Origin of the sequence: Rahnella contaminans (genome assembly GCF_011065485.1) — a bacterium.
GTDB lineage: Bacteria > Pseudomonadota > Gammaproteobacteria > Enterobacterales > Enterobacteriaceae > Rahnella > Rahnella contaminans.
Genome location: NZ_JAADJS010000001.1, coordinates 1,441,686 through 1,455,091 on the forward strand (window position 1 = coordinate 1,441,686; position 13,406 = coordinate 1,455,091).

General features: G+C 51.5%; 11 protein-coding genes. 6 read left to right on the plus strand and 5 right to left on the minus strand.

What is annotated here, in order from left to right; genetic code table 11:
* Nucleotides 1–7 precede the first annotated feature (7 nt).
* The 6 genes from artQ (at nt 8) to sanA (ending at nt 6,595) form a co-directional block, all read left to right on the plus strand.
* The gene (gene artQ, locus GW579_RS06410; RefSeq protein WP_152324221.1) at nt 8–724 is read left to right on the plus strand and encodes an arginine ABC transporter permease ArtQ; all 717 of its coding nucleotides are present in this window, start codon (nt 8–10) and stop codon (nt 722–724) included.
* Nucleotides 724–1,392, plus strand: a complete 669-nt coding sequence (gene artM / locus GW579_RS06415; protein ID WP_013574752.1) for an arginine ABC transporter permease ArtM — start codon at nt 724–726, stop codon at nt 1,390–1,392. Before artQ ends, artM begins: the two co-directional genes overlap by 1 nt.
* A gap of 225 nt (nt 1,393–1,617) precedes the next feature.
* Nucleotides 1,618–2,352, plus strand: a complete 735-nt coding sequence (locus tag GW579_RS06420; protein ID WP_165058129.1) for an arginine ABC transporter substrate-binding protein — start codon at nt 1,618–1,620, stop codon at nt 2,350–2,352.
* A 350-nt stretch (nt 2,353–2,702) separates the two neighbouring features.
* Nucleotides 2,703–3,587 carry a cytidine deaminase gene (gene cdd, locus GW579_RS06425; RefSeq protein ID WP_152324223.1) on the plus strand — a complete coding sequence of 295 codons (885 nt, stop codon included), beginning with the start codon at nt 2,703–2,705 and terminating at the stop codon, nt 3,585–3,587.
* Between the two features lie 158 nt (nt 3,588–3,745).
* Nucleotides 3,746–5,443 carry an NAD-dependent malic enzyme gene (locus tag GW579_RS06430; protein WP_152324224.1) on the plus strand — a complete coding sequence of 566 codons (1,698 nt, stop codon included), beginning with the start codon at nt 3,746–3,748 and terminating at the stop codon, nt 5,441–5,443.
* Between the two features lie 228 nt (nt 5,444–5,671).
* Nucleotides 5,672–6,595: an outer membrane permeability protein SanA gene (gene sanA, locus GW579_RS06435; RefSeq protein WP_165058131.1), complete on the plus strand. Its 924-nt coding sequence runs from the start codon at nt 5,672–5,674 to the stop codon at nt 6,593–6,595.
* 62 nt (nt 6,596–6,657) lie between these two features.
* Here sanA and mglC read toward each other — a convergent pair whose 3' ends face one another.
* The 5 genes from mglC to yeiB form a co-directional block, all read right to left on the minus strand.
* Complete coding sequence (gene mglC / locus GW579_RS06440; protein WP_120163900.1) at nt 6,658–7,668, minus strand: galactose/methyl galactoside ABC transporter permease MglC; 1,011 nt, start codon at nt 7,666–7,668, stop codon at nt 6,658–6,660.
* Between the two features lie 18 nt (nt 7,669–7,686).
* A complete protein-coding gene (mglA, locus tag GW579_RS06445) occupies nt 7,687–9,222 on the minus strand; it encodes a galactose/methyl galactoside ABC transporter ATP-binding protein MglA (RefSeq protein ID WP_152324226.1) in 1,536 nt (511 codons plus the stop codon).
* Between the two features lie 245 nt (nt 9,223–9,467).
* Nucleotides 9,468–10,466, minus strand: coding sequence for a galactose/glucose ABC transporter substrate-binding protein MglB (mglB, locus tag GW579_RS06450; RefSeq protein WP_120506976.1), 999 nt, complete (start codon nt 10,464–10,466; stop codon nt 9,468–9,470).
* A 251-nt stretch (nt 10,467–10,717) separates the two neighbouring features.
* Nucleotides 10,718–11,749 carry an HTH-type transcriptional regulator GalS gene (gene galS, locus GW579_RS06455; RefSeq protein WP_152324227.1) on the minus strand — a complete coding sequence of 344 codons (1,032 nt, stop codon included), beginning with the start codon at nt 11,747–11,749 and terminating at the stop codon, nt 10,718–10,720.
* 270 nt (nt 11,750–12,019) lie between these two features.
* A complete protein-coding gene (gene yeiB, locus GW579_RS06460; protein ID WP_165058133.1) occupies nt 12,020–13,174 on the minus strand; it encodes a DUF418 domain-containing protein YeiB in 1,155 nt (384 codons plus the stop codon).
* Between the last annotated feature and the right edge of the window lie 232 nt (nt 13,175–13,406).

Genomic DNA, 13,406 nt, shown 5'->3' on the forward strand with positions numbered 1-13,406 from the left:
CCTATCAATGACTGAATTCCAACCTTTAGCAAGCGCCGCCGGGATGACCGTCGGCCTTGCCGTTTGTGCGCTGGTCCTCGGCCTGATTCTGGCGATGATCTTCGCAGTTTGGGAATCTGCGCCGTGGAAGCCACTTAGCTGGCTCGGTACGGCGTGGGTCACTGTGCTGCGCGGTCTGCCGGAAATTCTGGTGGTGCTGTTCATCTACTTCGGGTCGTCACAATTGCTGATGGTGCTCGCGGATGGCTTTAGCCTTAACCTCGGCCTGTTCTCAGTGCCGATAAAGCTGCCCATCGAAAACTTTGAAGTCAGCCCGTTTGTCTGTGGTGTCATCGCCCTTTCGCTGCTGTATTCCGCTTATGCTTCGCAGACACTGCGAGGAGCGCTGAAAGCCGTCCCTCAAGGCCAGTGGGAATCCGGTCAGGTGCTGGGCATGAAAAAATCGGCGATTTTCTTCCGCCTGATCATGCCGCAAATGTGGCGTCACGCGCTGCCGGGCCTGAGCAATCAGTGGCTGGTTCTGCTCAAAGACACCGCGCTGGTGTCGCTGATCAGCGTGAATGACTTGATGCTGCAAACCAAAAGCATCGCCACGCGGACACAAGAACCTTTTACCTGGTACGTGATTGCGGCCTGCATTTATCTGATTGTCACCCTGTTCAGCCAGTTCGTAATTAAGCGCATCGAACTGCGTACCACCCGCTTTGAACGGAGTGCTTCCTGATGTGGGAATATCTACCTGAAGTCCTGAAAGGATTGCACACCAGCCTGACACTGACCGTGGCGGCGCTGATTGTTGCGCTGCTGCTGGCGATGATTTTCACCGTGATTCTGACGCTGAAAGTGCCGGTCGCCAGCCAGATTGTGAAAGGCTATATCACGCTGTTTACCGGTACGCCGCTGCTGGTGCAAATCTTCCTGATTTATTACGGGCCGGGTCAGTTTCCGTCTATTCGTGAAATCCCGTGGTTGTGGGAAGTGCTGTCGCAGCCGTGGCTTTGTGCGATGTTTGCGCTGGCGCTCAACAGTGCCGCGTATACCACGCAGCTTTTTACCGGTGCGGTTCGCGCTATTCCTTCCGGCCAGTGGCAGTCCTGCGAAGCACTGGGCATGTCCAAACCGCAGACCCTGCGCATTCTGCTGCCGTACGCGTTTAAGCGCGCACTGTCGTCGTATTCCAACGAAGTGGTGCTGGTCTTTAAAAGTACCTCGCTGGCCTACACCATTACGCTGATGGATGTGATGGGCCACAGCCAGCTGATGTATGGCCGGACTTATGACGTGATGGTCTTCGGCGCAGCCGGTGTGGTTTATCTGTGCGTCAACGGATTGCTGACCCTGATGATGCGTCTGATTGAACGCCGCGCGCTGGCATTTGAACGCCGCAACTGATTAAGCAGAAAATATCTGAAGGGACGAGAAATCGTCCCTTTTTTTGTGCCTGTAAAACCGTTCCCGCGCCGATTTATAATTTTTTAATCAAATTAATTGCATATAAATTCATTTGATGGCAATTTAATTACCGGTCTCACTTCCTGCCAGTTACCCGATTACATTAATAAAATCAGTAAACTGTACCGTGAAGGGAATGTCATTTTTTAAACAGGAATGTATTGCATGAAAAAGCTGATCCTCGCTGCCCTTTTGTCTGCCACTGCTTTTGCTGCCACCGCTGCGGATACCCTTCGTTTCGGGACTTCCGCTACGTATCCGCCGTTTGAATCGATCGGTGCTGATAACCAGATTATCGGTTTTGATATCGATCTGGCTAATGCGCTGTGTAAGCAGATGCAGGAAACCTGCACCTTTACCAATCAGCCGTTCGACGGTCTGATCCCGGCGCTTAAATTCCGTCGTTTCGATGTGATTATTTCCGGCATGGACATCACCGAAGAGCGCAGCAAGCAGGTCACGTTTACCCGACCTTACTACGCCAATACCGCGATGATCATCGGGCCAAAAGGAAAATACTCTTCCATCGCCGATCTGAAAGGCAAACGTGTCGGTCTTGAAAACGGCACTACCCACCAGAAATACCTGATGGAAAAACATCCTGAGATCACCACCGTCGGGTATGACAGCTATCAGAATGCGATTCTGGATCTGAAAAGTGGTCGTCTGGACGGACTGTTGGGCGATACCGCCGTGCTGAATGGCTGGCTGAAATCCAACCCGAATCTCGGTGAAGTCGGCGAACTGATTAAAGATCCGCAATACTTTGGTACCGGCGTGGGTATGGCAGTGCGTCCTGATAATAAGGAACTGCTGGCGAAACTGAATACGGCGCTGGAAGGTATTAAAGCCAACGGCGAATTCCAGAAGATCAATGACAAGTGGTTCCCTTCCCACTGATTCCCCGTCATCCTTCGAGCTGACTCTGCCTTGGCCGCGTTACCCGGCCCATCCATGGGCCTCGCTCCTGAAGGAGCCGCTCAAAGCAGCGTTCCAGTCTGCTCCCGGCAGATGGGTCACTCACCCCGGTCACATACTGATGTATGCTCCCGGGGTTCACTCAGTTGCCACCTGGATTCAACCCGGATGATGTTGGGGAAAGGAATAAAAAGGCGACTGTTCTGCGTAACATCTCTCAAAAATGTAATGACTCAGAACTTATTACATCGAAAAAGTGACATTCATCACACTACATTCATGGAATGACTTTTACACTGTTCAACCGTAATCACTGTCGAGATCGAATGTTTATGCACGCACGTTTTCATACCGCCTTTGCGGCACTCACTGAAAATTTATCCTCCGCGCTTGAGCCATTTCTGCGACATGACGACTTTCCGGCAATGTTCTCTGCGGCGGATGTTGCACAGATAAAACAAGAGACAGGATTGAATGACGACGCGCTGGCATTCGCCCTGTTACCGCTGGCAGCAGCCTGTTCCGTCACGCCGATTTCGCATTTCAACGTGGGCGCAATTGCCCGCGGAATCTCCGGTAATCTGTATTTCGGTGCCAACATGGAATTTGCCGGTGCGCCGATGCAGCAAACCGTTCATGCCGAACAATCTGCGGTCACACACGCCTGGCTGCGTGGCGAAACGCGTCTGGCCTCAATCACCGTCAATTACACGCCTTGCGGCCATTGCCGTCAGTTTATGAATGAACTGACCAGCGGCACGGCGCTGGATATCCATCTGCCGGATCGCGATGTCGCCACGCTTGGCGACTATCTGCCGCATTCGTTCGGGCCGAAGGATCTGGATATCACCACGCTGCTGATGGATAAAGTCGATCACGGTTACACGCTGAAAACCCACGATGCGCTGGCTGCGCATGCGCTGGATGCCTGCAACCAGAGCCATGCACCGTACAGCAAATCCCACAGCGGCGTGGCACTGGAAACGCTTAACGGCAAACAGTTTGCCGGGCGTTACGCTGAAAACGCCGCTTTCAACCCAAGCCTGCCTCCGCTACAGGCGGCATTAATCCTGCTGAACCTGTCCGGCGAAGACTGCCTGAAAGTCCGTCGCGCCGTGCTGGTCGAACAGGAAGGCGCATTGATCACCCAAAATGACGCCACCCGCGCCACGCTGAAAGCCATCGGCTGCGAAGACGTCACCACACTGAACTGCTGAAACTACCGGGTTTCGTGATCTACCTAACACTAATGACTACGTTCCTGTAGTCATTAGTTACATAACATTGTCTGATTTGAATTCCCCGTTTCCTCTCTGTTACCCTTTCGTCTCTAAACTATAAAAATTAACATTCTGAGCACCGGAAGAGTAAAACGATGGAACTTGAATACGAAAGCAAACGTCCCCTGTACATCCCTCACGCTGGCCCAATCCTGTTAGAATTCCCGTTACTGAATAAAGGCAGCGCTTTTACCGAAGAAGAGCGCAGCAATTTCAACCTTCACGGCCTGTTGCCTGAAGCCGTTGAAACGATTGAAGAACAGGCCGATCGCGCCTACCGCCAGTTCCAGAATTTCAAAACTGACATCGATAAACACATCTATCTGCGTAATATTCAGGACACCAACGAAACACTGTTTTACCGCCTTCTCGACAGCCATCTCAGCGAAATGATGCCGGTGATTTATACTCCGACCGTCGGCGAAGCCTGCGAGCATTTCTCTGATATCTACCGCCGCGCCCGTGGCCTGTTTATCTCTTATCCGAACCGCGCGCACATCGACGACATGCTGCAAAACGCCACCAAACAACACGTCAAAGTGGTCGTGGTGACTGACGGCGAACGTATTCTGGGCCTGGGCGATCAGGGTATCGGCGGCATGGGCATTCCTATCGGTAAATTGTCTTTGTATACCGCGTGCGGCGGCATCAGCCCGGCATATACCCTGCCGGTTGTGCTGGATGCAGGCACCAACAACCCGCAACTGCTCAACGATCCGCTGTACATGGGCTGGCGTCACCCGCGCATCACCGGCGAAGAGTACGAAGCCTTTGTCGACCAGTTCATTCAGGCGGTAAAAATCCGCTGGCCGAACGTGCTGTTGCAGTTCGAAGATTTCGCGCAGAAGAACGCCATGCCGATCCTCGAACGTTACCGCGACGAACTTTGCTGCTTTAACGATGATATTCAGGGCACCGCGTCCGTGGCACTGGGCAGCCTGATTGCTGCCAGCAAAGCCGCCGGCGGTAAGCTGAGTGACCAGACCGTCGCCTTCCTCGGTGCAGGTTCTGCCGGGTGTGGTATCGCAGAGCAAATTGTTGCACAGATGAAATCCGAAGGCCTGAGTGAAGAAGAAGCCCGTGCGAAAGTCTTCATGGTTGACCGCTTCGGCCTGCTAACCGACAAACTGCCTAACCTGCTGGATTTCCAGAGCAAACTGGTGCAGAAAAGCAGCGCACTGGCAAACTGGGGCATGGCGAACGACAGCATTTCATTGCTGGACGTGGTGCGTCATGCCAAGCCGACGGTGCTTATCGGGGTTTCCGGCCAGCCGGGTCTGTTCACCGAAGAAATCATCCGTGAAATGCACAAACACTGTGCGCGTCCGGTGGTGATGCCGCTGAGTAACCCGACATCACGCGTAGAAGCGACACCCGCCGATATCCTCAACTGGACGGACGGTGCGGCGCTGGTCGCCACCGGCAGTCCGTTTGCGCCGGTAAGCCATAAAGGCACGCTTTACCCTATCGCCCAGTGCAACAACTCCTTTATCTTCCCGGGCATCGGTCTGGGTGTCATTGCCTCAGGCGCAACGCGCGTGACTGACGGTATGCTGATGGCCGCTAGCCGGACGCTGGCCGAATGTTCACCGCTGGCAACCGAAGGTAAAGGCTCGCTGCTGCCGGACGTCGATGATATTCAGGGCGTGTCCAAATGCATCGCGCTGGAAGTGGGTAAAGCCGCGCAGTTACAGGGTGTGGCGATGGTGACATCGGAAGATACGCTGTCGAAAGCGATTGAACACAACTTCTGGGCACCGCAATATCGCAGTTATAAACGCACTTCATTCTGATAGCGTTTAGGTCATAAGCTGACTGACCATGATCCAGACCAATGCCTTGTGCATTGGTCTTATTTTTCGTCTAAATTGCAGCCCGTTACGCAGATTCGAAAGTAATTGCCTGAAAAGTGCTGAAAAAACCCGCGATGCCGGTGGATACAGAGTGCGACGTATTGCGTCCCCTAAACAGGTAAAGTAGCCTTGGATCCGATTTCAATCCGATCATAAACAGGGATACCTATGATTAAGCGACTTATAGCTGGCGTTACCGGCATCGTTATTCTGATGCTGGCGGTCGCTATCGGGCTTGATCAGTGGATAAGCCTGCGCACCCAGCCTTACATTTATGACGAAGTGCAGACCCTGCCTCACCGCCAGGTTGGCGTCGTTCTGGGCACTTCCAAGTATTACCGTACCGGCGTCATCAATCAGTATTACCTTTACCGCATTCAGGGCGCGATCAACGCCTACAACAGCGGCAAAGTGAAATACCTGCTGCTGAGCGGCGACAATGCACAGCAAAGCTACAACGAACCGAGCACCATGCGCCGGGATCTGATCGCCGCCGGCATTCCAGCCAGTGACATCGTGCTCGACTATGCCGGGTTCCGGACGCTCGACTCCATCGTGCGCACCCGTAAAGTTTTCGACACCAACGATTTCATCATCATTACCCAGCGTTTCCATTGTGAACGTGCGTTGTTTATCGCACTGCACATGGGTATTCAGGCGCAGTGTTTTGCCGTGCCTTCACCGAAAAATATGCTCAGCGTGCGCAGCCGCGAGATCTTCGCCCGCCTCGGCGCGCTGACGGATTTGTATCTGCTTAAACGCGAACCCCGCTTCCTCGGGCCGCTGATCCCCATTCCCGCGGTGCACAATATTCCCGACGATGCACAGGGTTATCCGGCAGTGACACCTGAACAAGTGCTGGCCCTGCAACAGCAGCTGGAAGCCGAGAAGAAAGCCGCCATCGCCAAAGCCGCAGCCGACAAGGCAGCAGCAGATAAAGCGGCTGCGGACAAAGCCGCCGCAGAGGAAGCCGCAAAACTGAAAGCTGAGCAGGAAGCCAATGAAGCCGCTCAGGCCGAAACTGAGGATGCCGCACCGGCACCCCGGCCTGAACCGCCGAAACCGGTGGGCAGAAATCCGTTCAGGCAGTAAGAACCGAATTTACGACAGCAAAAAGGCCGCATAAGCGGCCTTCTCTTTTATAACCCGATCATTTATTTCTTCTTGGCGTATTTCAAAGAGTCCAGCGCCACCGCGAAGATGATGATGCTGCCTTTGATAATGTACTGCCAGTAAGGGTTAACGCCGATATAGGTCAGACCGTAGTTGATGACGGTGAATATCAGCACACCAGTTACGACCCCGGCCACAGAACCCACACCACCGGCAAATGACACGCCGCCGACCACGCAGGCGGCGATAGCATCAAGTTCATACATAAAGCCGAGGTTGTTGGTTGCACTGCCGATACGCCCTGCTTCCAGCAACCCCCCGAAGGCATAGAACACACCTGACAGCGCATAAATCATGATCAGGTTTAACGGTACGTTAACGCCTGAAACTTTCGCCGCTTCCGGGTTGCCGCCGATGGCGAAGATGTTCTTACCAAAACGTGTTTTGTTCCACAGCACCCAGACGAAGGCGATAGCAATGACTGCGTAGAAGGTGATGTAGGAAAGCTTCAGGCCGCCCAGGTGGATAAAGCCCTGTGCGAACTTCGAAAAGCCCGGATCAAAACCGGCAATCGGTGAGGAGCCTACATAGTCGTAATACAGGGAGTTAATCCCGTAAACGATAATCATGGTACCCAACGTGGTGATAAACGGCGTTACGTTCAGATAAGCAATGATAATGCCGTTAAGCAAACCGATCAGCGCACCAACAATACACACGGTCAGGATAACCAGCGGGATCGGCACCACTTCCAGATGCGGGAAGACTTTGTTGACGTTATCCATCGCCTGCAACATGGTTGCCGCGACAACCGCAGCTAAACCGACCTGACGACCGGCTGACAAGTCAGTACCCTGCGTGACAATCAGCCCCGCCACGCCGAGCGCAATAATCACGCGCACAGAAGATTGCGTAAGAATGTTACTCAGGTTAACCAGACTGAGGAAGCTTGGATCCTGAATGATAATAATGGCCAGTAAGACCAGCAATACCACATAAATCCCGCCCTCTTTTAAATAAGTGAGCACGCTTTTCTTATTTAATGCTTTCATAATAAGAACCCTTAAAAATTAGAGATGCAAGGAGGCCAGGCGTAATATTTCGTTCTGCGAAGTCGTTTTTGTTTCAACAATACCCGCAACCTGTCCATTACTCATAACCAATATTCTGTCAGTAATACCCAGCAACTCAGGCATTTCAGAGGAGATAATAATGATCCCCTTCTCTTTTTTAGCCAACTCGGTGATTAACTGGTAAATTTCAAATTTAGCGCCAACGTCAATCCCGCGAGTTGGTTCATCCAGCATTAATATTTCAGGATTGGTTAATAGCCAGCGCCCGATAATGACTTTTTGCTGGTTCCCGCCAGACAAAGAGCCAATACTGGTTTTATGCCCTGGCGTTTTCACCCGCATGGAATCGATAACCCACTGGGTATCACTTTTCATGCGAGTGGTATCGAGCAATCCGGCTTTATTTTTATATTGACGGATGTTCGAAATCAGCGAGTTAAAACCGATATCCAGATAGGCATAAATACCGGTGGAACGACGCTCTTCAGTCACCAGCGCAAACCCGTGATTAATGGCTTCATTGGCGCTGTGATTATTAATTTTTTTGCCGTGCAGTTTAATGGTTCCGGAAACTTTCTCACGGATGCCAAATAATGTCTCGACGATATCTGTACGTTTCGCACCAACCAGACCGGCAATCCCGAGAATTTCTCCTTTGTGTAAATCAAAGGAAATATCACGGATCGAAGGCTGACGCAGTGAGGTCAGATTACGCACTTCAAGGATCACTTCACCCGGCACGTTCTGGCGATCCGGGAAGCGCTGACTCAGTGAACGGCCTACCATCATGGAAATGATTCTGTCCATGTCGAGGCCTTCCAGCGGCTGAGTAGCAATCCACTGGCCGTCACGCAGGATGGTGATTTCATCACACAGCTGGAAAATTTCTTCCATCTTATGAGAGATATACACAATACCGCAGCCGCGATCTTTCAGCTTACGGATAATCGTGAACAGGTGGTTAACTTCTTTTTCCGTCAGGGAAGATGTCGGTTCATCCATAATGACGATTTTGGCATTGTAGGAAAACGCCTTGGCGATTTCGATCATCTGCATCTGGGAAACAGACAATTTACCGACCTTGTCACGCGGGTCGATATCAATATCCAGCTCATCAAAAATCGCTTTAGTGTCTTTGTACATTTTGTCCTGATCGACAAAAATGCCTTTAGTCGGATAACGTCCCAGCCACATGTTGTCCATGACCGTACGCTGTAACACCAGGTTTAATTCCTGATGTACCATCGACACACCTTGTTCAAGCGCTTCTTTGGAGCTTTTAAAATTGACTTCCTGTCCCTGAAATAGAATCGTACCGGAGTCTTTACTGTAAATTCCGAAAAGGCATTTTAATAATGTGGATTTACCCGCGCCATTTTCCCCCATTAAGGCATGGATGGAATGCGGACGCACTTTTAAATTCACATTATCTAACGCCTTAACGCCTGGGAATGATTTATTAATGCCGCTCATTTCCAGCAGAAATTCACCTGGCTTTTCTGTTTTTGTGTCAGATAACGAAATATCGGCCATAGTTGTACCTGGCTAAAGATAAAAATAAACGGATGTATTAATACCTGATGTCAGTAATGCAGCCGGTAAGCGAACCTGCCGGCTGCATTATGACATGACGTCCTGTCAGACAAGCATTAACGTCTTATAACACTTACTGTTTTTTACGGCTTAACCGCAATATTAATTGCCACTGCTTAGCTTTGTTTTTCTTTATTGCTGTCTGTCAGTCTTAATACTTACTGCGTAAAGCTAAAAAGTCTGTCTTATTTGGTGAAAGTAGACAGGTTATCTTTATCTACAGCCACGTAAGGAATACGAACGACTTTATTTTCAACTTTCCAGTTGGTGCCATCGGCTGCTGATTTACCTTCAGCCAGATTTTTAGCCAGCTCAAATGTTGCTTTAGCCTGGTTGCTTGCATCGTTGAGCACAGTACCGGCCATCGCGCCAGATTTAACCAGTGCCAGCGCTTCTGGTAACGCATCCACACCGAAGACCGGAATGCTGGATTTGTTATGCGATTTCAGTGCTTCTACAGCGCCCATTGCCATTGCATCGTTGTTGGCGATAACCACTTCGATTTTGTTAGCGTTAGGACCGGACAGCCAGGCGTCCATTTTGTCTTTCGCCTGAGCGGTATCCCACATTGCTGTATCAAGTTGCAGCTGATCAGTTTTCAGGCCTTCTTTACCATTCAAAGTGCTGATGACGTATTTGGTACGCGCTTCAGCATCCGGATGGCCAGGTTCGCCTTTGATAAGCACATACTGGATGGTGCCGTCTTTGTTCAAATCCCAGGCCGGGTTCGCTTTCCAGTGTTTAGCGATCAGCTCACCCTGAATAACGCCAGACTCTTTAGAGTCAGTCCCGACGTAATACGCTTTGTCGTAGCTGTCTAAATCTTTACGGGAAGGTTCTTTGTTATAGAAAACGACAGGAATGCCAGCACCGCGGGCTTTCTCAATAATGACCGGGGCAGCAGCCGGGTCAACCAGGTTAATGGCCAGGGCTTTAACCCCTTTCGCCAGCATAACGTCAACCTGGTCGTTCTGGGTGGACTGGCTGTTTTGCGAGTCATTCATCAGCAGTTGCACATCTGGAGAAGCTTTTGCATCTTTCTCGATGGCTTTGCGCACTTCAGACATGAAGTTGTCATCGTATTTATAGATGGTGACACCGATTTTAGTATCAGCAGCGTGTGCGGCAAAACCAAACATCATGCTCGCAGCCAGAGTAGCCAGTGTGAAAACCTTTTTATTCATTTGTATCTCCGGTTATGTAGGGTGTTACAGAATTTGGCACCGGAAATCCCTGCGGGAGCAGTACAGCTCCACGTCATGATTGTGGGTGCCTGCCATCCTTGACTTATAACGTCCTGACTCGCTGTGAAACCAGTCCGGTAATGCCGGACACAAAGTGAATCATGTTGAAAACGAATGCATCATAAAGGCCGCGATGTTAATAAACTGTGAAAGTTCTCACAGATTGAAAACGGTTACATCGCGTTATTTGATCAATAAGTGACGGGTGCCACATTTTGCCACGGCGCCACTGAATGGCGTCTGACCAGCGTCGGCATAAAACAATGCGAAACGCCCGTAGCTAACTGTTCTGCCGCACCTTTTAATGCCAGTTCGGTGGCGAGCGTCGCCATTGAGACAATCGGGTAACGCACCGTCGTCATTTTCGGGCTGGTGTACCGGGCAATCGGAATATCGTCAAAACCTACCAGTGAGAAATCGTCAGGAATGTTAATTCCGTTTTCTTTCAACACTGCCATCGCCCCCGCCGCCATCGAATCGTTATACGTGAAGACCGCGCTCAGATGCAGATTGCGCCCGAGGAGTTCGACCATCGCTGCCTCTCCGCCCTGCAAATCCGGCGAACTTTGCGCGCGCCAGGCCGCGGGAGGAGCAACGGCTGAATGATGTGCCTGCGTCATGGCCTGTAAATAACCCTGATAGCGCTGCAAATCATCTTCAATGCCGTGGCTTGAGCCGATATAGCCGATGCGCTGATGTCCCTGAGACAGCAACAGACGCGTGGCCATTTCTGCCCCGCTGACGTTATTGAGCCACACGCAGCGATGCTCGTAGCCCGGAATAACGCGGTTAATCAGCACCATGCCGGAAACCTGATCCATAAAGCGAGAAAGCTCGTCATCACCAAGCGCCTTGGAATGCACGATGAGCGCGTTACAGCGCTGGCGAATCAAGACTTCAATGGCATGCCTTTCTTTTTCGGCAATGTGATAGCTGTTACCTATCAGAACGTATTTCTGATGCTGCTGCGCGACGGTATCAACCGCTTTCACCAGCGCGCCAAAAAAGGGATCTGATACGTCCATCACGACCACGCCGATGGTGTCGCTGGTTTGCGTTGCCAGCGCCTGTGCGTTGGCGTTAGGCCGGTATCCCAGCGTGGCGACGGCCTGCAAAACCTGTTCGCGGGCTTCTTTACTGGCGATAGACGGATTGTTCAGAACACGGGAAACAGTGGCGACAGACACGCCCGCCAGACGGGCGACATCACGAATGGTGACCATTTGTCGCTCCGTCATCGGCCAGAGAGTGGTACGGAGGAATACGGAAATGGTTAACCCAGGAGGTAAAAAATGCAGACAAAGAGAAGCGAGGTGAAGTGCTCATGGCGTTTCCTTTTTTAGTGTAGTGGTCGTCAGACTGGCACGACCGCTATCCTAAACATTTTGCGATAACGCCTGCGTGAATCACGTCACAGGAAAGAAAACGTTTACATACAATTCTGCAACGTCCATCTCAAATCTATAATTTAGGGTGATATATCAGCACACACCTCAAGCCGTTTTCATCTCAACGCCAGAGGCTTTAATGGTCAGTTTTCGCCATAGCCATTCCAGAGGCCCCTGACGGAAATAACGCAGCCACAGCAGCGTTACCATCAGGTTGCATGCCCAGACCAGCGGCACCATCGCCAGCAGTTGCAGCCGGTCGAAGTGCAGGAAGAAGCCGAAGAAATTGAAGAATGTGGTGCATATCAGCGTCTGTAACAGGTAATTGGTCAGCGCCATGCGGCCAACCTGAGAAATCCAGTGAACCAGCCGCCAGCGCGAAATCACCGACCAGAAGCCATAACACAGCGCCAGATAGCTGACGGCCTGCATCAGCGAGCCAATTTCACGTGGAACCTGCAACAAAAAACCGCTCCAGCGGTAATCCCAGCCGCTCTTCCATTGCAGGTAAATCGCCGGAATTTGTATCATCAATGAAAGCGGTAACAGCGCCGCCGCCACTTTGCGGTAATGCCGCTCGCTGAATTCGCCTTTCAGCCATCCACTGCGCATCAGCCCGGAGCCGATCAACATTGCGCCCGCCAGTTCCCAGCCGTATTGCGCACCAATCGCCAGCAAACTTGAAGATAAGAGATCCAGCCGGTTGTGAATAGCTTCCCAGCCGCCTTTCAGCCGCCAGTATTGCTCATACTGAATTTCAGCCGGTCCCGGCAGCCAAAAACTTCCCGCTTTGGGCGAAGAAATCACGCCCAAAATCGCCAGTACCGCGACGCCGATGAGATACAAAATAATCCCGGTCGAAACCAGCGACTGGCTGCTGCGCCCTTCCCTTACCATACGCCAGCACACCAGACCAATCAGTCCGTAGGACAGCAGAATGTCGCCATCCCACAACAATGTGGCGTGTATAAGGCCGCACAATAATAAAATCGAAAGACGCGACTGGATCCAGTGTTTGCCACGCGGCAGCAGCAAATACAAACCGCCGCCAAACAGCATGGCAAACATCATCAGGAATTTACCCTGCGCGACGGCGTCGAGCACCGCCCAGGTCCAGGCGTCAGAAGCTGAAGGAAGACCGGCATAGGCCGGATTCAGATAGGCGGCCTTCGGTAAGCCGAACGCGCTGATGTTGAGCAGAAGAATGCCAAAAATGGCCAGGCCACGGGCAAAATCGAGTGTGGCGATACGTGAGCGCACCCGGAGATTCCTTTTGAGGATTATTTAGATTTTAAGAATAAGTGAAGAGAATCATCGGAGCTACTCTTCAGGTAAATGAAGTTACAGCAAGACAGCAAGTAAGGAGAGCCCGATGCGCTGACACAGGTCAGTGATTCGGGTCTCCGGACGCGGCGAATGCAGCTCCAGCTTTATTTACGAAAAGCTGTGGTCTCCATTCAAGTAAATGAAGTTGCAGCAAGACAGCAAGTAA